Here is a 21,752-nt window from a genome sequence, read left to right on the forward strand (position 1 = left end):
GTATATTATCTCTATGCTGCCAGCTACAGTGCACGGGTTAGTTTTCAAGCGCTTTTCTCATGTGAAAATATTTACTGCCTCCGAGTGTTCTGATACCATATTCCTGAAATCCCAGTCTTTCATATAACTTTCTGGCAGAAGGGTTTTCCGGATTGACAAGAAGTCCTGCCCACTTGTGGCCAAGCATTCTGGCATGTTCACAGGCTGCCATCAAAAGTTTCTGCCCGATTCCTTTGCCTTGCCTGTCAGGATTGACGCTGACCGTATCCAGATAAAATTCTCCGGCTTCTGTTTCTGGTTCAATATTAAACTGTTCAATTCCATGTTTTTCTGAAAGAAATTCCAGAAACGGCGCTCTGAGTTTTTCTAATAATGCGCCATCATACATTGTAATGGAACCGGCGATGCCTTTTTCATCCTCGTAAATCAGAGTATTCAGAAAACTGTATTGATTATCGGAAAGCTTAAAAAAATGTTCAAAAATCGGGATGGCATCTGAAGCGTTTTCAGATCCGGCAAATTTTCTGGCCAATTCTTTCATGGCCTGTACCAGTAAGGGAGCAACAAAAGGAGCATCTTCAGGAATAGCGGGTCTTATCATGAATGTTTATTAAGAAGTGTATTTGAAATTATTTGATTTTAATGGTAAGTATCGGTGTGGAATTATAACCTGCAAAGACACCTAAACCTCCTGAAAAATTGGTATAAGTCAGCACAGGTTCTGCAAAAGGATTCCCTTCATTTCTTTTAGCTTCGATAAGAGATTTGTTATAGAGGTAAAACGGTTTATTAATGGCATAGATCTTTACTTCAAAATACTCTTTGCTAAGTTTCATGTCGGCCGGATAATTCATCAATTCAGTAAAGCTGAATTTATTTGAAATAAGGAAATTTCCGCTGATATTTTCATTACTGAGCAGTTGATGAGCAGTAGTGGTCTGCAAATCAGGATATTTGTCAAATTTTTGCAGGAAGGAAACGGTAAAATTATAATAACTCTCCGGAGCAGGATTAACCCTGTATTTGACAATCAAGGTCTGCAGAAGCGTTGAATTTTCATTTTTTTCTGCGTAAATAGTTTCCACATTGTTCAGACTTACTTTATTGAGAGGAACAGTGCAGTTGGCAATGGCCTCAGGATAATCAGGTACACTGACTTTCAGGGTATAGGTTTCTCCGGCAATTATTGGAAATGATTTGGCAGAAATACGATATCCCTCGTCAAATACGGGTTTTTCTACCCCATTTTCACTGTAGAATTTACCCGTCGGAATCCGATACCATTGCAATTGAACTTTATGATCAGCGCCTGACAGTTCAACCAGCGCATTATTTAATTGTGGAACGGTTCCTGATTCGGAGGGAAGTTTTATTAAAACCTGCTCGTTTTTATAAACACTCACTTTGATAACAGAATCCTCCGGAGAAATAAATGATTCTATAACCAGGCTTTTTTCATAAGGTATATTATATTCTTTAACCGGCGTTTCGCAGGCGGAAAGCAACATAAACAGAAATATAGCTGACAGAATGTTTTTCACAGATTTTAAAATTTTAGGCTGTAACCAAAGGATGGCAGAATACCGAAAAGGGAAATCTGGGATAAATACCTTTCTTTTTCAGGAGATCCTGTTGCCGGGTTGTTCGTAATTCTGGTTTTAATTTCGTAGTAAAAAGGATTGTAATGGTTATAAAGGTTATAAATACTGATTGTCCAGTTTCTTTCAAAACCCCTTTTCAGTTTTTTATGAAACTGAATACTGGCATCCATTCTATGGTATGGAGAAGCTCTGAAATTGTTTCTGGACCGGTAATTATTGGTATAATTGATGGTATTTTCGGAATCGGTTGTCTGTAAAAACTGACCGCTCGGAGAGATGGAAGTCGGAAGGGTAAGAGCGTTTCCTGTTCCATACACCCAGGTAGCAGATAACGTAATTTTCGGAGAAATGTTGTAAATACCAACCGCTGAAAGGTCATGACGCCGGTCATATTTAGCCCAGAATTCTTTCCCGAAATTAAGCTCTTCAAATTGCTGTGAAGTCCATGAAAGTGTATAACCGATCCAACCGGAAAATCTTCCGGTTTTTCGTTGAAGTAAAAACTCAAAACCATAAGATTTGCCATCACCGATAGTGACGTTTTTATCCCAGGGAGTTTCCTGGTCTTTGTCTTTCGTAATATTGCCTAATCCATCCTCCAGCAGAAAACTGCTGCCTTCTTTCAGGGCAATAATCCGGTTCATTCTTTTATAGTAGGCTTCAAGGGTAATACTCAGATTTCTCTCTGAAAAGTCTTTTGCTACTCCGCCGGCCAGTTGCCATGATCTTTCTGGGGCTATTTTAGAAGTACTCGGAACCCATAAATCTGTCGGCAAACCTGTTCCCGAATTGGAAAGAAGGTGAATGTATTGATTCATCTGGGCATAAGAAGCTTTTACGGCCAGGTCATTTGAAAGCATAAATGCGGTGGAAATTCGAGGTTCAAAGTTATAATGAGAGACTTCATTAGAACTAAACTGGGTTATTCTCACTCCCCCGTTAATCTGAAGTGATTTCCAGGGTTTATAGATGTCTTCCAGATAGAGGCCTGATTCTACAGCATTGATGGGATTTGTTTCGTTTTTGTACTTGCCTGAATCCGTATCTTTTACCAGAATTGCACTCGGGGTAAATCTGTGATGTGTAAGCTGCAAACCTGCTTTGATCGTATGTTCAGGATTTGGCAGGAAATCAAGGTCGAATTTTATGGCCCAGTCCCTTATTCCGGAAGAATATTTTAAATGATATTCGGAAGAAGGTGTTGTATTGCTGTTGATATTATCGTTGGAGATGTCAAACTTATAATCACTGAAAATGATTGAGGTATTGCTGAAAATTTTTTCGCTGAATAAATGATTCCATCGCAGTGTTCCGGTAGAATTCCCCCAGGAAAGTCCTGATTTGCTGGTCTCAAATGTTTTTACATTTTCTGTGTGAAACTGATCTTTTCCAAAATAACCGCTTAAATAAATCCTGTTTTTATTATCAAATTCATAATTCAGTTTTGCATTCAGGTCATAAAAATAATATCCGCTGTCATCGTCGTTGGTCTTTGTGATAGGTCGGATTAACAGGTCAAGATAAGTTCTGCGGGCTGATACCAGAAAAGAGGCTTTATGATTCTTAAAAAGCGGGCCTTCCAGGGTCAGGCGACTTGATACGGCACCGATTCCTCCTTCTGCATGAAATTTTTCTTTATTTCCGTCTTTCATTTGCATTTCAATGACCGACGATAGCCTTCCTCCGAATCTGGCAGGAAAACCACCTTTTGTCAATTGTACACTTTTAAGTGCATCTCCATTGAAAACCGAGAAAAAACCAAAAAGATGGTATGCATTATAAACCGGAGCATCATCCAGAATCACAAGATTCTGATCGGGACCGCCGCCACGGACATAAATACCTGAATTGCCTTCTGATCCTTTTTGAATTCCAGGCATTAATTGTAACACTTTAAGCACATCTTTTTCTCCTAAAAATGCAGCGACATCTCTCATTTGCTGGATTGGAATGGACAATTGAGACATTTGCACATTTTCCGAGACTTTTTGCTGTTCTGTAGCATTTGATTTTACAATAACTTCCTCCAGTTCTCTGGCGATTGGAGTCATGTTAACGTTCAGTTCAAGTAATTTAGGAATTTTCAGGGTTCTAGTCTCCGTTTGAAAACCTACAGAACTGTAAATAATAGTTACTATTTCGGAGGAATTGAGGGTTATGGAATAGAAACCATATTTATTGGTTTGTGTACCAACGCCTTTTTCTTTAATATAAACATTCACGCCGGGTAACAGCTCTCCTGAACCATTTTCTTTCACATAACCATTCAGTGTAACTTTCTCTGAAGATTGGGAAAAAGAAAAATGGGAGTAAAAAAGGCCTAAAAGCTGAAGAATTACCGTTAGTGTTTTTGTCATTAAGGGATTTTGAAATGGATAAATAGGTACTAAACTTTACAAAATTAACGCAAGGACAGGGAACAAGCATTTAAAATTTGTTAAATACCTTGTTTTAAAGAGTATTTAGCCGTTTTTGGAGGATAAATGGTTATTTATACAGCGTAAAAAATCCCCGATATCTTGAATTACCGGGGATTACTGATTATTACGAAGATTTTCAGGAGATTATTTCAAGGTTTTCCTGCTGACTCCTTCAAAAGTCATTTTAACATTTTTGATCGATCCGTCTTTATTGAAATACATTTTATCAATACAAACCTCCCGGTGGTCTCTGTCCACATTCGGAATAGGTCTCCGGTGGTACACGATATACCATTCATCTGTATTCGGGATGTTTATTACTGAATGATGTCCGGCTCCTGTTGCCACTGCCGGATCGGCCACTAAAATCGTCTCCTTTTTGTCGAATGGTCCGAAAGGTGTATCAGCAATGGCATAAGCCACTTTATAAGTTTCATCAGTCCAGTTTCCTTCAGACCACATCAGATAATATTTACCATTTCTGAGAAACATTACCGGACCTTCCACATAACCTTTCGGCGTAATTTCTTTCACCTGTTTCCCATCTTCCAAAGACGTCAGAGCAGTGAAATCTTTATTGAGTTTCCCGATGTTGCAATGTCCCCAGCCTCCGTAAATAATATAATACTGGTTGTCTTTATCTTTAAAAACAAACTGATCAATGGGTTGAGCTTTATTAAAGACTTTACCAATCAGCGGTTTTCCGAGGTAATCTTTATAGGGCCCTTCCGGTTTGTCAGCGACGCCTATCCCGATACCACCGATTTGGTCCTCACGATCTGTTTTAGGATTCCAGGAAGATCTGTCTGGCGTCTGGATATCGTTTGCGGAGAAGAAAAGGAAATATTTTTTGCCTTTTTGAACAATACAAGGTGCCCACATGGCTTTTTTTGCCCATTTTATGGCAGAGGTATCAACAATTTTCGGATGTTTTTTCCAGGAAACCAGGTCTTTGGAAGAAAAGGCATCAAAATATATCTGATCTTCATATTTCGCAGAATAAGTCGGAAAAATCCAGTATTCATTGTTCAGAATTATCCCTTCAGGGTCAGCATAACGTCCTTTTAGAACCGGGTTTCCGGAAGTAAGTTTTTGAGAGCTGGCCGGAGAAAATACACCTGAGACCAGCAGCAACAGCAAAGAGATAAACAGTAAGGTCTTGTTTAATTTCATTATTGGTATAAATTTTTAGATTCATAATAAACAGGAAGAACAGATATTTATTCAGCCGGCACGAGTTTCAGACAGACCGGTGTGCCTACTTCAACAGATTTTCCGGTGGAAGTGAGTGTTCCGGTTTGCTTATTTCTTTTGAAAATAGTGATGTTATCGCTGTCCTGATTCGCTACCAGGATGAAATTTCCGGTCGGATCAATGGCAAAATTTCTTGGGGTTTTTCCTAAAACTGATTCATTGGTAATATAAGCAAGTTCGCCTGTTTTCGGGTCAATGCTATAAATTACGAGGCTGTCGTGGGTACGGTTGGAGCCGTATAAAAACTTTCCGTCAGGTGAGATATGAATATCGGCACACCATTTCTGACCAGTATAGTCTTTAGGCAAAGTAGAAATCGTCTGAAATTCTGAAAGTCCTCCTTTTTTGTAATGAAAAGCCGTGACTGTAGCATCAAGTTCATTGATTACATAAGCGAATTTACCGTTAGGGTGGAAAGTGAAATGTCTTGGTCCGGCTCCGTCTTTAATTTTAGTATATTCCGGTTTTCCATTGGACAAATGCCCGGTTTTGGCATCCAGCTGATAACTTACAATCTTATCAATGCCTAAATCCGGTACAAAAACGTCTGTATTATTTGGCGCAATGTTGATAGAATGAACATGAGGTTTTTCCTGTCTTTGTGCATTTACACTTTTTCCTTCATGCTGAATAGTTTGGATTCCTGCTCCCAGTTTTCCGTCTTTTTCTACCGGTAAAACACTTAAACTGCCTCCTGAATAATTACCGACAATAACCCATTTCCCGGTCAGATCAGTGGTAACATGGCAAGGTCCGCTGCCATTTGATGGCTGACTGTTCAAAAAGGTAAGTTTTCCATTTTTTTTATCAAAACTAAATGCATTAACTGAGCCATTCTTATCAGTTTCTCCTACTGAATAAACATATTTCTGATTTGGAGAAAAACTGAGGAATGCAGGATTTTTGAGCCCCGTAGCTTTGCTTACATAGGTCAGATCGCCGGTTTTGCTATTAAATTTATAAACGTAAATTCCTTCACTTTTTCCGCTGGTATAAGTACCGACCAACATATAAAATTCTGAAGGAGAGGATGCTGGTACTTTTGAGGAAGAATAGGATGGAAGAACTGACAGGATAAGCAGCAGGCTCAAAAGATAATTTCTTATTTTCATTGTTAAAGGAGTTTAGCCGAAAATGGTTTTTATTAATTGCAAAGAGGCTAATTTAATTTCTTTTACTCTTTTTTCAATCCTGTTCGAGAGGTTTGAGCAAAGAAATACCGGAATTTCTCCTTCAAAGGACAAAAAAAATCCTGCAAACCTTGGCTTGCAGGATAAGCGTGCAAATTCTGATTTAGAATTCTATATCGATATGCTTATTATAGCCTTTTGGTAAGTGGTTGAACGGAATGAAAATTTTCCATTGGTTCTGTTCGTACTTCGCAGAAATTTCTTCCAGCTCAACGTTGTTCGGAAGGATAATATTTCCGATTGTCAATGGTAAGAATGAGTCAGTCTGACCTTCGTGTTTCAATATGGGTTGCCAGGTGTAAAGCCAAAGTCTGTTTTCAATCACATCCACCTGTAAATCTTCAGCTTGTAATCCGGCAACTTTTACTGATACTTCATATGATTCTTCGGCTTGATTTATCTGGATTACCGGTTCAGGACGGCCTCCGTTAATGGTATTCCAAAAATCTATATTACCTAAAATCTCTCTTGGGATTTTTATGTTCGTTTTCATGGTCTTCGTTCTTTAAATGGTTCATTTGGTATCGTACGCAGCGCTTTCAAAGAGTATTTCGCGCTTCATGTATCAATGTTTACTGCTGTTGCCAAACTCCACAAGTTCTGTATTTCTTCATTATTCAAACCTTATGCCAATCAAAAATCCGGTCATTATGGCTGTTTTGTGATTTTTAAATATGCCATTATGGCAAAATGGGGAATAAAGTCCACAGTTTTATGAAAAGAATTTTCCCTCTACTCAATAATTACGTTGGCATGACGTTTTTAGATTTCTTCGATTAAAAACTCACTAAATCAATCATGAAAGTAAAAAACATCCTGATCCTCTCTCTGTTTGTCGTAAGCCTTCTGGGCTTTGGAAACCAAGCTAAAGCACAGCTTTATAATTCAGCTTTGGGTCTTCGCTTAGGTGCAACAAACGGGATAACATTCAAATCTTTTGTAAAAAATAATGCTGCCATTGAAGCCATTGGTACTTTTCGTTACCGTGGTTTCGGATTAACAGGGTTGTACGAAGTACACGGTAGAGCGTTTCAATCCAGAGATTTCAACTGGTTCATCGGAGGTGGTGGACACGTATATTTCTGGGGAGATGACCGACCGAACTGGATTGACGGAAATACGAGATCTGTGCTAGGATTGGATGGGATTATCGGCCTGGAAGGAAAATTCAGAACGATTCCTCTTGCAGTAAGTTTAGACTGGAAGCCTGCCATAAATATCATCAATTACTCGGGTCTATGGGCTGATGAGATTGCTCTTTCGTTCAGATATACCTGGTAAAAATTAAAACAAAAAAGACTTTTGAAATAAAGATTTTCAGGTCAGGTCTTCTAAAATTATTCAGAAGCGTAATAAAAAAAGACCAGAACAAAAGAGGTGTTGAATAAGAGCTGATTAAATCAGATCTTATCCGACACCTCTTTTTAGTATAAAAAATTGTGGATGTAAATCTGATCAGCTTTCTTGCTTAGAGGATTATATCTCCGTCCTCTCAAAATATCAGATCCGGCAATTGTCCTGAATTTTTATATCCGGGATGATCAGAAGAACAAAAAGCGAAGTTCAAACTTTTGACGGCCTATGCTTTGAATAACGCCATCTATTCCTCCTGTATTTGCTTGCTCGATCAGGTTATCCAGACTTAAACTTACCCCGAATTGAGGCATAAGTGTAATTTTTTTTCCAATCTTAAATTCAAATCCTGCTCCTGCTTCAGCAGCCCATGTTCCGGGCTTTACTGTTAAAATACTTTCCCGTTTTTTAGATACATCTGCAATATATCTGGCTCCCAGATGAAAGGCAGGCGTAAACTTTCTGCCGGGTAGGATTTTATAGACAATATGGATCGGGACTTCAAGGGTCAGCGGAGCAAAGTCTTCTTTGACACTTATCGTACCATTATCATAATAAACATGGTTTGTCTGGAAAGAAAGGGATACCTGAGGAAGCAGGTAAAAATGTCTTGAAAGGTTAAATCTTGTCAGAAAGCCAAAGTGAAAGCCTAATGTTGTACTGGTTTCAGAAAAGCTTTTTCCGATAATATCCTGTTTATCTACCCGTAGTTTTACCAAATCCGGCCCGAATAAATATCCGAATTGAATAAAAGGAAGTTTTTGATTTACCGTAGTGCCGGAGTCAGAAGTCTGCTTATTTGAAAATGTAGAGATATGGGGAAATATTTTCTCATTCCGTTCTATAGGTTCTGAATGAGCTATAATGGGACTTGATAGTAAAATCGCAAATAACAGATTTCTCATAAGGATTACTGGTTTGTTTGTACTTAACCCTGAAGTTTTTAAAAGGTTTACAGAAAGAAGGCTGTTTCCCCGGCTTTCGGCTAAGCAGTATTCAAATTCGGGCACTTTTGAGAAAATACAGATTTAGTTCGCTAAATGCCGCTGATTTAAATGATTTTCTTAATAATGATATCAAAAACCTCAATTAAGATCAGAATAATGATAATCCATTCTAAACGTGTACTTTCCCGGTTTTGAAGCAGGTCTGTAAAAAGAGTAAGGTTTTCCTGGATGATTTTTAATTTGTAATCAATATCCTGATACCGCATTTTCAAATCCAGATTTTTCTTCAATCCTTTATCAATGCGCTCCAGCAATTCATTTTCCCATACAATATCCGGAGCATCGAAAATATACAGGTTATCGATGATACTGTTTTTAATATTTAAGGTTCTCCCGATAAATTTCAAAAGATCTTTTTTGGAACTTCTCAGTGTACCAACTGCCTCCAGTTCCTCAGTTAATTTCTTTGAATTAGTGAAAATTTCAAGACTGAGTGCCTCGTAATAATCTAATGCTACAGATTGCCCGACATTGAGCATAATAATCTGAATAATATTGTCGGTAAGTTCTGCAATTGTAATGGAATCATACCCGATATTCAGAGATACCAATGGGTCAATGTTTACCGTAAAATCATCAAAATACTTTCCATCAACCTCCTTTTCAGCAAAATTTTTGGAATATTTGATTAATTCGCTCTTTTGTAAGTCATTAAATCCTGCAAAAACCACCACACCATAGCTGAATAAATAGAAGAAATTACCTTCTTCATTCCGGTAAAAAAGTTCTGAATTATTAGCAATGAGCGGTTGGTTGGTATATTCATTCCTAAATTTTTTTAAGTTAAAAACTTCAGAAACCTGAAAAGCTTCAATTTTCATCGGATTATTTTTTAAATAATGGTTAAGATCTTTAGTTAAGTTATCTGCTGTTTTTGACAAGGTATCTGCCTTTTTGGTCGATGACAATTTCAGGAATTCTATGATACTTCTCAAAAAAATCATGCCCGGGCTTTAGCCATGACCAGAATTCCGTAAGCTGTGGCTGACCAGCATACTCATTTTTCAAAGAAGCGAAATTCTGATCTGATAATTTTGCCGGAAAAATGTGTACAGGAATGTCTTGTCCTCCGGCCTTTGCTTTGATAACCAGCAGGTATAGTTCCATGATTGCATCATCTCCGAGAGGAATGCAGCCAACCGTTACGCATTTTCCATGGATATAAATATCACCGCCCGGGTTTTCAGAATCGGCAAACTTCAGATCGGACTGATTGGGATAATTGACTCTGAAGGACAAGTAAAACTCACTGGTTGGATTAAAAGCGTCTATTTTATAAAACCCTTCAGGCGTCTGCAAATCACCTGAACGTCTTTTAGGGCCGGGTTTCCCTGAACTTTCACAGAAATCGTAGTCTTTCAGATGTATAAAAGAAGCATTTCCCTTATTTTTTGCCCATACTTCCAGCGTTTTTTCTTTCTTGAAAGCTCTGAGGAAAATGTCGAATTTTTCCGGGTTAATATTTCCGGAAATAAGTAATTGTTTCACGTAAGCTCCTTTTTCATGAAGAGCATGCTGAACACGAGGAAAACTGAGTTGTTTCTGGTAAAAATCTTCCAATGCTGTAAAACTGAAGAGAAGTAAAATAATGGGTAAAAGTAGCGTTTTCATAAAGTTTTGAGGAGGCTCTGTTCTGGTTTTCTTCTATAAAGATAAGGTTTTGGGGTATTGTTAGGAAGTTTTTAGCGGAAGTTTTTTGGTTTATGTTTTATCTTTGAATAACCAACTTAAGCAAATTCTTACAAATATGAATCTCTCAGAACTAAAGACAAGCCTTGTCTTAGATTATCCTCCGGAAGAATTAACGGATTTACCCCGGGCACTTTGGTATGACGCAAAAGGAGATTGGGAGTCTGCGCATGATATCGCCCAGACAAGAGAAGGTACACCCTCTTACGACCATCTGCATGCTTATCTGCACAGGAAGGAAGGAGACCGGTATAATGCTAATTACTGGTATACAAGAGCAGGCAAAACTATGCCTTCTGTATCATTGGAGCAGGAATGGGAGAGTTTAGCGATTCTATTTTTAAAGAACTGAATTTTTTCCGGTATCTTTGCCAAAATATTTTGAAGTAAACCTAATTGAACGAAAGTTGACAATTCCGGCATAAATGATAGTTTTAGAATGATTTTTGCCTGGAAAAAAGACTTTCAGTACTCTTAAATACCCCGGGTTTAAAACCCTGAACCTGATCAGAAAGAATGACTAAAATTACGCAGTATATTGAAAAAGCAAAAGGCAAAACGCTTTTCTCAATTGAAATAATCCCTCCGGTTAAAGGCGAAAGTATTCAGAATTTGATGAATAATATCGATCCTTTGATGGAATTTAAGCCTCCTTTTATTGAAGTAACTTATCACAGAGAGGAATATATAGAAAAAGTTGTAGATGGAAGAGTTACAAAAATTCCGACCAGAAAGCGCCCCGGAACAGTAGGTATTTGTTCTTCTTTGATGCAGCGTTATAAAGTTGATGCCGTTCCGCACGTTATTTGCGGAGGTTTTACCAAGGAGGAAACAGAAGATTTTCTTTTCGATTTGCATTATCTTGGCATTGAAAATGTATTGGTATTAAGAGGAGATCCTATCAAAGGTGCTGCTGCTTTTACGCCTGAAAAGGGAGGACATGCCTATGCCAGCGATTTGGTGGAACAGGTTGTGAATATGAATAAAGGTATTTTGTTACATGAAGAAACAGAATCATTTCCTACCAATTTCTGTATCGGGGTAGCCGGATATCCTGAAAAGCATTTTGAAGCCCCTAATTTCTCTACTGATTTTACTTACTTAAAGCAAAAGATTGAGTTAGGAGCAGATTATATTGTAACACAGATGTTTTTCGATAATCAGAAATATTTTGATTTTGTTAATAAATGTCGCGCAGAAGGTATTACCGTACCGATTATTCCGGGTTTAAAACCACTTACTACTAAAAAACAATTGACAGTTTTACCGAGAATTTTCCATCTGGATATGCCTGAGGATCTTGTAAATGCAGCCATGGATTGTAAAACTGATAAAGACGTAAAACAGGTAGGAATAGAGTGGGGAATCAAGCAATGTAAAGAACTTATTGAATTTGGTGCACCGATTCTCCATTTTTATACAATGGGTAAGTCAGATAATATCAGAGCTATTGCAGAAGGTATCTTCTAGAATGAGATAAATATAACTTCAGATCCCGTTGACAATTCATCGGGATTTTTTGTTTGAAAAGGAGCTTTTACTTCAAAGAATAAGCCATTTTAACAGGAATTTCGATAAATTCCATTAATTTGCCGGAAAGTAGTCTGATTAATGCCTCCCTTAAATTATGAACATCGCCGGATGTAAAACTGGTAGTAAGTAAATTACTCCGGATTTTTAAAATCATAGATTGTCACATAAGATATAGCTGTTTATTGACCGGACTAATCGGTTTTTATACATTCTTCCTGAATAAAATTGCCTATGAATCAAAGGATTACATCCATTTTTGAAGTGCTTTTTATTAAAAAACATATCTTTCTCATTTTAGCTTTTTTAACCCTGGGACTGGCATGTGTTTTTTACCTGGTGCGGGATAAAAGCTCATTAAGTGCGACAGAAGATAAATATTTGTTTGGGGTTCAGTCAAAAATCCAGGATGAAGTACTTGAATCGTCAAAAGACCTCATGGCTGTACAGGATTTATTGACAAAATCTGCGGATACTTCCTTTTATCATCTCAAAATCCAGACTTCTCATCCTTATTTCATTTTTAAGAACGGGCAATTACTTTTCTGGTCTGACTATCATTTTGTACCTGCTTATAATCAGATTGCAGGAAATTATTCAATTAAAGGTTTTGACTGGTCGGAAGGATTATTTCTGGTAAACAGGCGGTCTTTTACCACCGGAATGGGGGCAATAGAAATTTTTTCATTCATTAATTTATACAGACAATATGAATCGGAATATGTTCATCTGAAATCAGGCTTTAATCCCAGGGTTTTTTCGATAGATCCGCAGAAAATTGACATTTCCCAGGCTGCGGCTTCTCATTTGAATATGTATTCCGCCTCGAAGGAATTTCTTTTCTCCGTGGTGCCGCCCAAACCGGGTTTACTGAAAAATGAGGCATTACCCATTAATGTAATCTGGCTTGCCCTGTTTAGTATGACATTTCTGATTATCTATTTCTCAGGTTGGGTCTGGTTTCTGAACAGTAAAAGGAAATATGAAGAGGCTTTTATTCTGCTGGTTTCCTATCTCACCATTCTGCGGGCAGGAATGCTGTATAATACCATTCCGTTTATTTTTACAGAGTCCAATTTGTTTAATCCGAAATTTTATGCGGCTTCAATCGTCTCGCCATCGCTTGGAGATTTGATGCTGAATCTGGTATTTGTCCTGATTGCGCTTATTTATCTGGTCAATCATTTCTTTATGATGAAGAGCTACAACGGATTGTTTAAACTTCCCAAAGCATTTCAGGCTATCATTTCAACCGGGATAGTTATTGCCAGTTATATTACTTTTCAATGGTCTTACAGTCAGCTGATTAATATTTATGTTAAATCACAGTACATCCTTGATCTGTCGTTGAGTATTGATTTCTGGGAGAGACCTCTGAAAATATATTCGCTGACTACTTTTATCCTTATATCGCTGATTTTCTTTCTGGCAAACCATTTTCTGACGAATATTTTTATAAAACTTAATCGTTCCAAAGCGTTGGGGCTTGGATTATTTGCTTTCGGATCATTATTGTCATTTATCTTTTTTTACTTCTTTTATCCCGATACTATCAATGTTTTTGCCCTGAATGCTGTTTATTTCCTGCTGATATATCTTTTTAAATTCCCGAGATTACTGTACAAATTCCGATATCAGACCTCTATTTACTTTTTTATAGGGGCATTGTTCTGTACTGCTCTGGCAACCTATGTTGTATATAATCAGGCAATAAGAAGAGATTTTACCCAGAAACAGCAGGTCGGAAGGAAGTACCTTGCCGAAAATGATGAGATAGGGGAGTTTTTACTCAGTAAAATCAATACCCAGATTAAGAGTGATTCACTGATTGCCAATATTCTTCAATCTGATTTTCTGCCCAGAGAACAGATCCAGAACAGAATCAAAAGAGAATATCTGGGAAATTACTTCGACTATTACGACATAGAAATTTCTGCTTTTGATGCCTCAGGGGTGTCGTTGGATAATCTTACCAGTTCACTTAATTATCAGAATTTCGAAGAAAAATACCGTGATCCGGTTTTTAAAACTTCAAATGCAGACTTATTTTTCATCAACGAACCGGGCAATAGTTTCCTGAAGGAATATATAGATTTTATTAAAATTTCCCGGAAATCCGGAAAAATACTGGGATACGTAATCCTGAATCTGAAGCTGAGAGACAGTAATTCATCAGGAGAATTATCGGGAGGAGATCCCCAGCTTAGTCAGTTCGGGGTTTCTGAATACAGCTATGCGGTGTATCAGAATGGAAGAATTAAAACCATAGGAGGAGAAGGGTTTAACTATGAGAGGAAAATTCCTATTGCTCAGGTTTATAATCCTTTATTGTATGAAAAGGGAATCATTTTATCGGGATTTAAACACGTTGGGGTAGAAGGGAAAAACGGTCGGAAAATCATTGTTTCTTCTCCCGAGTTAAGTCCGTCAAGTATCTATTCAAATTTCTCGTTTTTATTCCTCATTTTAGTAATTACCATTATTGCGATAGTGCTGATGTACGCTGTCAGATACGGATATTCTAAGATGAATGTGAATTTTGCTACAAAGATTCAGATCTTTCTCAACCTGGCCTTTTTGCTTCCGCTGATTCTGGTCGTTGCTATTACAGTAACAATTATTGGGTCTAAATTGTCTGAAAGCCAGCAGCAATCCTTTTTAAGTCAGACTGAAAATGTAAGTATCAGTTTTCTTCCCGCGCTTGACAGGTATTCCAAAGGAAAAATGAGTAGGCAGTATTTGAGCGATACTTTAAAAACAATCGCCAACAAATCTGAGAAAGACATCAGTGTGTTTGATACCACTGGCCGGCTATTGGTCTCAAACAAATTGTTTTCCTATGAAACAGGGGTTCTTTCCACTTTTCTGAATCAGGATGCCTATATCAGTATTATTGAAGAAAAAGAGCGGAAAAAGACCCTGCCGGAAATGCTGGGAAACCTGAAGTTTACCACGTCTTATATCGGAATGAAATCCACGGAAGGAAAACTGATGGGTGTAATCAGTGTTCCCTTTTATAATGCCAAGGCTTCTTTTGAGAAAGAGGTAGTTGCAGTAGTTGGCTCTATGCTTAATACCTTTACTTCAATTTTCCTCATATTGATGGTGGTCTCTTATTTTGCATCAAACGTATTGACTGTACCATTGCGACTGATTACCAATAAAATCAAGAAAATCAACCTGGAAAAGCCGAATGACCCTCTCAAATGGAAATCGGATGATGAAATCGGGGTTTTGATTAATGCCTATAATCAGATGCTGGTAAAACTGGAGGAATCTAAAAGAGCATTATCTGAGTCGAATATGCAATCAGCCTGGCAGGAAATGGCAAAACAGGTTGCGCATGAAATTAAGAATCCGCTGACTCCGATGAAGTTATCTTTGCAGCTTCTGCAAAGAAAATTATCGAATGAGAATATCGGGATTAATCCGGCTGTTAATAAGCAGTTTGCTTCATTGATAGAACAGATTGATAACATTTCTTATATAGCGAATTCTTTTTCAGATTTTGCCAAAATGCCTGTGCCTAAAAACGAACGATTTGATTTTTCTCAGGTAGTTACGAAAGTTGTAAACCTTTATGCGGAGAATCGAAATATTACAATGAAGGCAGAAATCAGTCCCAGAGAGGTTTGGGTGCGCGGGGATCGCCAGCTTACCGGAAGTATTGTTTCAAATCTGATTATCAATGCAATACAGGCAGTATCGAAAGATGTAAGACCTGTTATCAGAATAGGACTTGAAAAAGGACCTGAAAGTGTTACGTTTTCCATCTCGGATAATGGAATGGGGATTTCTCCTGAAATCAGAAATAAGATTTTCCTGTTAAACTTCAGTACCAAGGAGGGAGGATCGGGCGTAGGACTTGCTTTGGCCAAAAGAGTAATAGACCATGCAAATGGCAGTATATGGTTTGAATCAGATGCCGGCTCAGGAACAACATTCTTCCTGAGTCTGCCGTTGGCATAATAAACAGGTGTTGGCTATCCATGCTATTTTAGCCGATAACCAACACCTGTTTTTAACGTACCTGATTATTTGTCTTCATCCAGCTTCACATGTCCCCAGTTTTCTCCTGAACGGATTCTGTTTAGCTGGGTATGAGTAATGCCGAACTGTTTCGCTATCATTTTCAAGCGGTTTTTATCAGATTTCAGCATCTTTTTAATCATAATTACCTTGCTTTCGGTGAGCTTATAATTTTTGGTCCGGCGAGGAATAACCTTATCTTTTACCGCAGGATTTTCCCGGTTATGGATGGTCATTTCATCACGGGAAACCCATTTCAGATTTTCCCAGTGATTATTTAGCTTATCATGGTCGAGGTGGATAACAAACTTTTTCTCATCAGAATCTTTCTTCAAAAAGAATTCAGCCACCAGTTTATGTACATAGCGATTTAGGGATTTATTACCTTTTGCTCTGATATTCAAAGATTTATATCCTTGTATTTTTGAGCCTCCAATAATATCTCCATTGATAGTATCGTTCTGGAAACTCTTCAAACGTCCATAATTTGAAACTTGATAGTGAGGAGGATTCTCTACTTCTTTAAAAGGGATTTCTACCCATTTTTCATTCCAGAAACTACTGATTTTGTTGATTTTACTTGTGGACTTTCTCTCTGTCATGCGCGTCAATGTTTAGTAGTGACTTTAGAATATACCTTTATTGACAAAATAATTGGTAATTGGATTAATTGAAAAAAGGTCACTATTGTTTAAAAATTTCTTGAAATACTATTAGCTTTTACGGAAGGATAATTTTCCGGGGTTAGGCATCAGTAAAAAAGAAAATATATTCTATGGATTATTTAAGTTGGTGGTTAACAATTAAATAACGGTACTAAATAATTAATATGGACCCGGATTTAAATTAAACCCGTCCGGATTTTATCTTTCCTTCCAACTCCTTCAGATTAATTAATGGATAATTCAGACATAATATTATACCATTAACTAAAATTTCATGGGTGTGTTTGCGGGTTCAATAGATATTAAGTGTAAAATCAAGCTATTTCATTAAATGATAATACTTTGGAGGTGATTATGGAGAAAAGGTTTAATTAAGAAACGACAAGATTAACATAAACGTGCGTTCTTTCTTTATTTTTTCTTTAAATGCAAAATAAAAATATATTCTTAAGGGTTATACTTTTTCCGTAAATAATGAAAAAATCATGTATTTCTTCTCAGAATATATCCGGTATCTTTCAGGTATAGATAACAATGTACAATTCGTTTACAGGTACACCTCAAATCTGACAATTTATGGTTTTCAAAACTTAGTCCTATATACGATGCAAGTTAAGGAGGAAAGAAATAAAAACGATATACCAAATGTATTAAATTATATGAAATGGCCAAAAACTGAACTGAAAATGGATAATAATTTGTTGAAATGAAAGATTAATGTTAATTCGATTTAAGGAAATACTATGAAAACTTTGGTAATCGGAGCATCAGCCAATCCGGAAAGATACTCTTTTAAGGCCGCTAATATGTTATTGGCGCATAATCATGAAATTGAATTAATAGGGACAAAACAGGGAGAAATAGCAGGACATTCTATTCAGACAGATCATCCTCAGTTTAAGGATATAGATACCGTTACGATGTACGTCGGCCCCAGACATCAGCCTGCTTTGTATGATTATATTTTATCCTTAAATCCAAGAAGAATTATCTTCAATCCGGGAGCCGAAAATGAAGAATTTGAAGAACTGGCGCAGGAAAAGGGTATTTTTTCAGAAGAGGCTTGTACACTGGTGTTATTGTCGACCGGACAATTTTAATTAAGTACAATAGAAAATGAAAACGCCTGATCAGATGTTCAGAATGATCAGGCGTTTGATTGATAAATTTTTACCATTTAATTAAGGCTGATCCCCAGGTAAAACCACTTCCAAAGGCCGCCAGACAGATTAAATGACCTGGTTTTACCCTCCCTGTTTCCCAGGCTTCCGAAAGTGCAATCGGGATAGAGGCTGCTGTGGTATTTCCGTATTTCTGGATGTTATTCATTACTTTCTCCTCCGGCAAACCCATTTGCTGGCGTACATATTCTGAAATTCTCAGATTAGCCTGATGAGGGACTAAAAGATCAATATCCTCAGCTGATAACTGATTGGCATCTAAAGCTTCTTTAATAACCTCCGGAAAGCGTATGACTGCATGTTTAAAAACCATATTGCCATTCATAATCACTTCACCGTTTGAAGGCTCGGCAATCAGATCATTATAAAATTTATCGGCTCTGCTGCTTCCGGGATCTTTTACATATAAATCTTCAGCAAAAGTTCCGTCAGCATGAAGATGGGTTGATAAAACTCTGTGGTTTTCATCATTACTTGCCTGCATAACCACAGCTCCGGCACCATCACCGAAAATTACGGCAACACCTCTGCCTTCTGTAGAATGATTCAGGAAAGTAGATTGAATTTCAGAACCGATTACCAGAATATTTTTATACATTCCTGAACGGATAAACTGATCTGCTGCAGAAAGCGCATAGATAAAACCGGAGCATTGATCTCTGATATCCAGTACACCAACATTCTGTAAACCAAGTGTTCTTTGCAACACGAAACCAGGACCCGGGAAATAGTAATCGGGGGTAATTGTGGCGTAAACGATGAAATCAATATCCTTTGGCTCAATTCCTGCTCTTTGGATAGCTATTTTAGAAGCCTCTGTTGCCATGGAAGCATTGGTATCTTTTCCATGTGTGAAATACCTCCGTTCTTTAATCCCTGTACGTTCGGTAATCCAGGCATCATTGGTATCCATTAACGTTTCCAAATACTGATTGGTAATAATATTCTCAGGCACATAATGTCCTACGCCTGTAATTTTTGAATAAGTCATAATCCGGTTCTTGTTTCAAACACAAAAGTATAACAATTTCGGGAATTGTTGGATGATTTAATGTTTAAGCTCAAAAAGCAGATCTGAACTCTGCGCTGGAAATCATTTACGGGGAAATAGCAGGGGGAGAGGCGGTAACGAAAAAAGGTAAAAGTTTCAGTAATTAACACAGAAACCTTTACCTTTTTATGAAATAAAAAAATTAAACAGCTGTTACTACGAAAGAGAATTCTTCCATAATAATATTTGCCAATAACTTTTTGCAGGCAATTTCTACTTGTTCTTCGGCAGCCTTTTGGCTTTCTGCTTCTACTTCAAGGGTAATGTGTTTACCGATTCTTACGTTATCCACACTGTCAATGCCTAAGTTGTGAAGTCCGAGTTTAACGGCTTTTCCTTGAGGATCAAGGATTTCTTTCTGGGGCATTACATTGATTTCGGCTACGAATTTCATTGTTGGTATTAATTATAGTTATTAATTATCTGTAATCTTCTTTTTTGTCAGATTCCCGAAGACTGAAAAAACAATATACAGGAAGATGATCAGCGGAATAGCTACAAATTTCAGCAAAATCAGCAGTAAAACCGAAGTAATCAGGAAAATATATTTAATTTGATTGTCTTTCCAGCCAAAAGTCTTGAATTTTAGAGCAAATAAGGGCAATTCTGAAACCATCAGATAAGACATGACAACGGTATAGACCAGCAGTACATTAAAATTCATGATGTATTCTTTATACTCTGGCTGATACAATTCAATCAAAGGAAGAGATGCTATTACCAGGGCATTGGCAGGAGTAGGAACTCCGATAAAAGAAGAAGTCTGTCGTGTATCTACATTAAATTTGGCAAGGCGAAGGGCCGAAAACACTGCTAACATAAAGGCGATATAAGGTTTGTGAAAACCAAATAGTCCGGTAGAACAGAGTCCGGAACAGCTGCTTTCCAGAAGATTTAACATCATAAAAGCCGGAAGTGCTCCAAAAGTTACCATATCGGCAATAGAGTCCAGTTCTTTTCCCATGGGGGAAGAAACATGAAGCAGGCGGGCCACAAAACCATCAAAGAAATCCAATACTCCGCCAATTACCAATAAGACGGAGGCCAGCACAAGATTCCCTTCAAAAACATTTAAAATACCAAAACAGCCGCAAAGTAAATGCGTACAGGTCATTGTGTTAGGTAGATGTTTCGCAATATTCATGTAATCGGTGAGTTATAAAGGATTTAATGATGAAATCAGCGCAAGTACGTCAGAGAATTTCTGATCTTAAAGTCTGCAATATGGATTAGTTCTTTTTTCTATGCCAATTTTGGTTGGGCCTCCATGACCTGGATATACTACTGTATCATCCTCAAGGGTATAAAGTTTAGTTCGGATACTGTTCATTAAATCATCAAAATTGCACAAGGGCAAATCAGTTCTTCCGACGCTTCCTCTGAACAGAACATCTCCGCTCAGACAGATTTTTTGTTCTGTATTCACAAATGCCACATGACCGGGTGCATGCCCCGGCACGAAAAGAACATCTAAGGTTGAATTGCCGAATTTAATAACATCTCCTTCTTCTAAAAATACATCAACTTCTGAACCTTCGTAAGCCGGAAAACCAAAATATTCTGCTCTGCCGGCAGCATTCTGAAGTAAAGGAATATCGTTTTTATGAAGATAAAGTTTTACACCGAAATTTCTTTTTACGAATTCATTCCCCAATACATGATCAATATGAGCATGGGTGTTGAGAAGATGGGTGACTTTAAAGTTTTGATTATCAATGAAATCCTTCAGGATTTTTCTTTCCTCGTAATTGTGGCAACCCGGGTCGATGATGACACATTCCCGTGTTTCGTCTGATACGACATAAGTGTTTTCCTGGAAAGGATTGAATGTAAATGTATGAATCTGGAGCATAATTGTTCAGAACCGGAGAGTTATTCGTCTGCAAATATGAGGATAATTCTGCAATTCATGAAAACGAATTACAGACCAATCCTGATTATCGCGATCGTGAAATCCTGGAATTTTGGATATTTTATTTTCAGGAAACCGATAACAGAAACATTGTGGGCTTTTTATGAAGATCAGGTTTTACTTTTCTCCATTCAGCAATGGTTTTGGTCTGAATGAACTCATCTGCTGCTGTGACATTAGCAGCAATACAAAGAAAAGTGCTGCCTGCACATATCGTTAAGAGGTCTTCCAGAAACTGATTATTCCGGAACGGTGTCTCCATGAAGATCTGTGTCTGCTGTTTTTGTGAAGCTTCTTTTTCCAGTTGAAGAATTTGTTTTGCACGACTGTTTTTATCAATAGACAAATAGCCATGAAAAGCAAAAGATTGTCCTGAAAACCCGGAAGCCATTAAACCGAGTAATATCGAAGAAGGCCCGACAAGCGGAACAACCTGTATGCCCAGCTGATGGGCAATTTTTACCGCCACAGCTCCGGGATCTGCTACACCGGGACATCCTGCTTCAGACATAATGCCAATGTCCTTTCCTGATTTCTGCCAGTTTTTTAAAGTTTTTTGAATGTCTTCCGGCTTTGAATCCTTATCGAGGATTTCAAAAGTCAATTCATCAATCACTTTTCCGGTTTTTAATTCACTGATAAATCTTCGGGCAGTTCTGACATTTTCTACCAGATAATAGTCAGTATGAGCAATTACCTCTTTGATCTGAGGAGAGAGCACAGTCTGAGCGGTCTCACTGGCAAGAGTGGTTGGGATCAGGAATAATTTCATCTGTTACAAAGGAATGCTTAACGTCTGAATAATCATGAAATATCAGACGCTGCATACGGAAACGTTTTTTACAGGTTTTAAAATGAAAGATTGATTTT

At 37.6% G+C, this 21,752-nt stretch carries 21 protein-coding genes; 5 read left to right on the top strand and 16 right to left on the bottom strand.

Features of this window, described 5'->3' with window-relative positions; genetic code table 11:
• Nucleotides 1–37 precede the first annotated feature (37 nt).
• The 6 genes from BM179_RS05260 to BM179_RS05290 all read right to left on the bottom strand — a co-directional run bounded on the left by BM179_RS05260 (nt 38) and on the right by BM179_RS05290 (nt 6,958).
• Nucleotides 38–601 (bottom strand): GNAT family N-acetyltransferase, encoded by a 564-nt coding sequence (locus BM179_RS05260; protein WP_092013280.1) that lies wholly within the window; start codon nt 599–601, stop codon nt 38–40.
• Between the two features lie 28 nt (nt 602–629).
• Nucleotides 630–1,541, bottom strand: a complete 912-nt coding sequence (locus tag BM179_RS05265; RefSeq protein ID WP_143095154.1) for a DUF4249 domain-containing protein — start codon at nt 1,539–1,541, stop codon at nt 630–632.
• Between the two features lie 5 nt (nt 1,542–1,546).
• Nucleotides 1,547–3,958, bottom strand: a complete 2,412-nt coding sequence (locus BM179_RS05270) for a TonB-dependent receptor (protein WP_092013284.1) — start codon at nt 3,956–3,958, stop codon at nt 1,547–1,549.
• A 207-nt stretch (nt 3,959–4,165) separates the two neighbouring features.
• Nucleotides 4,166–5,194, bottom strand: coding sequence for a glycoside hydrolase family 43 protein (locus BM179_RS05275; RefSeq protein WP_092013287.1), 1,029 nt, complete (start codon nt 5,192–5,194; stop codon nt 4,166–4,168).
• Nucleotides 5,195–5,241: 47 nt separating this feature from the next.
• Nucleotides 5,242–6,387, bottom strand: coding sequence for a lactonase family protein (locus BM179_RS05280; protein WP_092013290.1), 1,146 nt, complete (start codon nt 6,385–6,387; stop codon nt 5,242–5,244).
• Nucleotides 6,388–6,568: 181 nt separating this feature from the next.
• On the bottom strand, nt 6,569–6,958 hold the full coding sequence (locus tag BM179_RS05290) for an Hsp20/alpha crystallin family protein (protein WP_092013296.1): 390 nt from the start codon (nt 6,956–6,958) through the stop codon (nt 6,569–6,571).
• A 305-nt stretch (nt 6,959–7,263) separates the two neighbouring features.
• Between BM179_RS05290 and BM179_RS05295 the strand changes: the two genes are divergently transcribed.
• Entirely contained in the window at nt 7,264–7,746 is a 483-nt protein-coding gene (locus tag BM179_RS05295) for a hypothetical protein (protein WP_092013299.1), read from the top strand.
• Nucleotides 7,747–8,006: 260 nt separating this feature from the next.
• Here the strand turns inward: BM179_RS05295 and BM179_RS05300 are convergent, their stop codons facing one another.
• The 3 genes from BM179_RS05300 to BM179_RS05310 form a co-directional block, all read right to left on the bottom strand.
• Nucleotides 8,007–8,723, bottom strand: coding sequence for a porin family protein (locus tag BM179_RS05300; RefSeq protein ID WP_143095155.1), 717 nt, complete (start codon nt 8,721–8,723; stop codon nt 8,007–8,009).
• 146 nt (nt 8,724–8,869) lie between these two features.
• The gene (locus BM179_RS05305) at nt 8,870–9,646 is read right to left on the bottom strand and encodes an RMD1 family protein (RefSeq protein ID WP_092013691.1); all 777 of its coding nucleotides are present in this window, start codon (nt 9,644–9,646) and stop codon (nt 8,870–8,872) included.
• A gap of 40 nt (nt 9,647–9,686) precedes the next feature.
• Nucleotides 9,687–10,436, bottom strand: coding sequence for a L,D-transpeptidase family protein (locus tag BM179_RS05310; RefSeq protein WP_092013304.1), 750 nt, complete (start codon nt 10,434–10,436; stop codon nt 9,687–9,689).
• Between the two features lie 136 nt (nt 10,437–10,572).
• On the opposite strand from BM179_RS05310, the gene BM179_RS05315 reads away from it, so the two are divergent.
• Nucleotides 10,573–10,866: a hypothetical protein gene (locus tag BM179_RS05315; RefSeq protein WP_092013307.1), complete on the top strand. Its 294-nt coding sequence runs from the start codon at nt 10,573–10,575 to the stop codon at nt 10,864–10,866.
• A gap of 164 nt (nt 10,867–11,030) precedes the next feature.
• Nucleotides 11,031–11,984 carry a methylenetetrahydrofolate reductase [NAD(P)H] gene (gene metF / locus BM179_RS05320; RefSeq protein WP_092013310.1) on the top strand — a complete coding sequence of 318 codons (954 nt, stop codon included), beginning with the start codon at nt 11,031–11,033 and terminating at the stop codon, nt 11,982–11,984.
• A gap of 67 nt (nt 11,985–12,051) precedes the next feature.
• Here metF and BM179_RS25550 read toward each other — a convergent pair whose 3' ends face one another.
• Nucleotides 12,052–12,201: a hypothetical protein gene (locus BM179_RS25550; protein ID WP_218159165.1), complete on the bottom strand. Its 150-nt coding sequence runs from the start codon at nt 12,199–12,201 to the stop codon at nt 12,052–12,054.
• A 77-nt stretch (nt 12,202–12,278) separates the two neighbouring features.
• Here BM179_RS25550 and BM179_RS05325 point away from each other — a divergent pair, with 77 nt between their 5' ends.
• Entirely contained in the window at nt 12,279–16,013 is a 3,735-nt protein-coding gene (locus tag BM179_RS05325; RefSeq protein WP_092013313.1) for a sensor histidine kinase, read from the top strand.
• A 65-nt stretch (nt 16,014–16,078) separates the two neighbouring features.
• Here BM179_RS05325 and BM179_RS05330 read toward each other — a convergent pair whose 3' ends face one another.
• Nucleotides 16,079–16,675 (bottom strand): NUMOD4 domain-containing protein, encoded by a 597-nt coding sequence (locus tag BM179_RS05330; protein ID WP_092013316.1) that lies wholly within the window; start codon nt 16,673–16,675, stop codon nt 16,079–16,081.
• An 806-nt stretch (nt 16,676–17,481) separates the two neighbouring features.
• On the opposite strand from BM179_RS05330, the gene BM179_RS05335 reads away from it, so the two are divergent.
• The gene (locus BM179_RS05335; protein ID WP_092013319.1) at nt 17,482–17,838 is read left to right on the top strand and encodes a CoA-binding protein; all 357 of its coding nucleotides are present in this window, start codon (nt 17,482–17,484) and stop codon (nt 17,836–17,838) included.
• 70 nt (nt 17,839–17,908) lie between these two features.
• On the opposite strand, the gene BM179_RS05340 is transcribed toward BM179_RS05335, so the two are convergent.
• The 5 genes from BM179_RS05340 to BM179_RS05360 all read right to left on the bottom strand — a co-directional run bounded on the left by BM179_RS05340 (nt 17,909) and on the right by BM179_RS05360 (nt 21,654).
• Nucleotides 17,909–18,910 carry a beta-ketoacyl-ACP synthase III gene (locus BM179_RS05340; RefSeq protein WP_092013322.1) on the bottom strand — a complete coding sequence of 334 codons (1,002 nt, stop codon included), beginning with the start codon at nt 18,908–18,910 and terminating at the stop codon, nt 17,909–17,911.
• A gap of 202 nt (nt 18,911–19,112) precedes the next feature.
• Nucleotides 19,113–19,364: a phosphoribosylformylglycinamidine synthase subunit PurS gene (gene purS / locus BM179_RS05345; RefSeq protein ID WP_092013324.1), complete on the bottom strand. Its 252-nt coding sequence runs from the start codon at nt 19,362–19,364 to the stop codon at nt 19,113–19,115.
• Nucleotides 19,365–19,385: 21 nt separating this feature from the next.
• Nucleotides 19,386–20,084 carry a CDP-diacylglycerol--serine O-phosphatidyltransferase gene (gene pssA / locus BM179_RS05350; protein WP_229632900.1) on the bottom strand — a complete coding sequence of 233 codons (699 nt, stop codon included), beginning with the start codon at nt 20,082–20,084 and terminating at the stop codon, nt 19,386–19,388.
• 96 nt (nt 20,085–20,180) lie between these two features.
• A complete protein-coding gene (locus tag BM179_RS05355; RefSeq protein WP_092013330.1) occupies nt 20,181–20,822 on the bottom strand; it encodes an MBL fold metallo-hydrolase in 642 nt (213 codons plus the stop codon).
• A 127-nt stretch (nt 20,823–20,949) separates the two neighbouring features.
• Complete coding sequence (locus BM179_RS05360) at nt 20,950–21,654, bottom strand: SAM-dependent methyltransferase (protein ID WP_092013333.1); 705 nt, start codon at nt 21,652–21,654, stop codon at nt 20,950–20,952.
• Nucleotides 21,655–21,752: the final 98 nt, after the last annotated feature.

The sequence above is a fragment of the Pseudarcicella hirudinis genome (assembly GCF_900115665.1).
In the GTDB taxonomy this organism is placed as follows: Bacteria; Bacteroidota; Bacteroidia; order Cytophagales; family Spirosomataceae; genus Pseudarcicella; species Pseudarcicella hirudinis.

What these genes read in the sequence shown, in the direction of transcription:
- BM179_RS05260 (WP_092013280.1), bottom strand. Translation starts at nt 601, where the DNA reads ATGATAAGACCCGCTATTCCTGAAGATGCTCCTTTTGTTGCTCCCTTA.
- BM179_RS05270 (WP_092013284.1), bottom strand. Translation starts at nt 3,958, where the DNA reads ATGACAAAAACACTAACGGTAATTCTTCAGCTTTTAGGCCTTTTTTAC.
- BM179_RS05275 (WP_092013287.1), bottom strand. Translation starts at nt 5,194, where the DNA reads ATGAAATTAAACAAGACCTTACTGTTTATCTCTTTGCTGTTGCTGCTG.
- BM179_RS05280 (WP_092013290.1), bottom strand. Translation starts at nt 6,387, where the DNA reads ATGAAAATAAGAAATTATCTTTTGAGCCTGCTGCTTATCCTGTCAGTT.
- BM179_RS05290 (WP_092013296.1), bottom strand. Translation starts at nt 6,958, where the DNA reads ATGAAAACGAACATAAAAATCCCAAGAGAGATTTTAGGTAATATAGAT.
- BM179_RS05295 (WP_092013299.1), top strand. Translation starts at nt 7,264, where the DNA reads ATGAAAGTAAAAAACATCCTGATCCTCTCTCTGTTTGTCGTAAGCCTT.
- BM179_RS05300 (WP_143095155.1), bottom strand. Translation starts at nt 8,723, where the DNA reads ATGAGAAATCTGTTATTTGCGATTTTACTATCAAGTCCCATTATAGCT.
- BM179_RS05305 (WP_092013691.1), bottom strand. Translation starts at nt 9,646, where the DNA reads ATGAAAATTGAAGCTTTTCAGGTTTCTGAAGTTTTTAACTTAAAAAAA.
- BM179_RS05310 (WP_092013304.1), bottom strand. Translation starts at nt 10,436, where the DNA reads ATGAAAACGCTACTTTTACCCATTATTTTACTTCTCTTCAGTTTTACA.
- BM179_RS05315 (WP_092013307.1), top strand. Translation starts at nt 10,573, where the DNA reads ATGAATCTCTCAGAACTAAAGACAAGCCTTGTCTTAGATTATCCTCCG.
- metF (WP_092013310.1), top strand. Translation starts at nt 11,031, where the DNA reads ATGACTAAAATTACGCAGTATATTGAAAAAGCAAAAGGCAAAACGCTT.
- BM179_RS25550 (WP_218159165.1), bottom strand. Translation starts at nt 12,201, where the DNA reads ATGATTTTAAAAATCCGGAGTAATTTACTTACTACCAGTTTTACATCC.
- BM179_RS05325 (WP_092013313.1), top strand. Translation starts at nt 12,279, where the DNA reads ATGAATCAAAGGATTACATCCATTTTTGAAGTGCTTTTTATTAAAAAA.
- BM179_RS05330 (WP_092013316.1), bottom strand. Translation starts at nt 16,675, where the DNA reads ATGACAGAGAGAAAGTCCACAAGTAAAATCAACAAAATCAGTAGTTTC.
- BM179_RS05335 (WP_092013319.1), top strand. Translation starts at nt 17,482, where the DNA reads ATGAAAACTTTGGTAATCGGAGCATCAGCCAATCCGGAAAGATACTCT.
- BM179_RS05340 (WP_092013322.1), bottom strand. Translation starts at nt 18,910, where the DNA reads ATGACTTATTCAAAAATTACAGGCGTAGGACATTATGTGCCTGAGAAT.
- purS (WP_092013324.1), bottom strand. Translation starts at nt 19,364, where the DNA reads ATGAAATTCGTAGCCGAAATCAATGTAATGCCCCAGAAAGAAATCCTT.
- pssA (WP_229632900.1), bottom strand. Translation starts at nt 20,084, where the DNA reads ATGACCTGTACGCATTTACTTTGCGGCTGTTTTGGTATTTTAAATGTT.
- BM179_RS05355 (WP_092013330.1), bottom strand. Translation starts at nt 20,822, where the DNA reads ATGCTCCAGATTCATACATTTACATTCAATCCTTTCCAGGAAAACACT.
- BM179_RS05360 (WP_092013333.1), bottom strand. Translation starts at nt 21,654, where the DNA reads ATGAAATTATTCCTGATCCCAACCACTCTTGCCAGTGAGACCGCTCAG.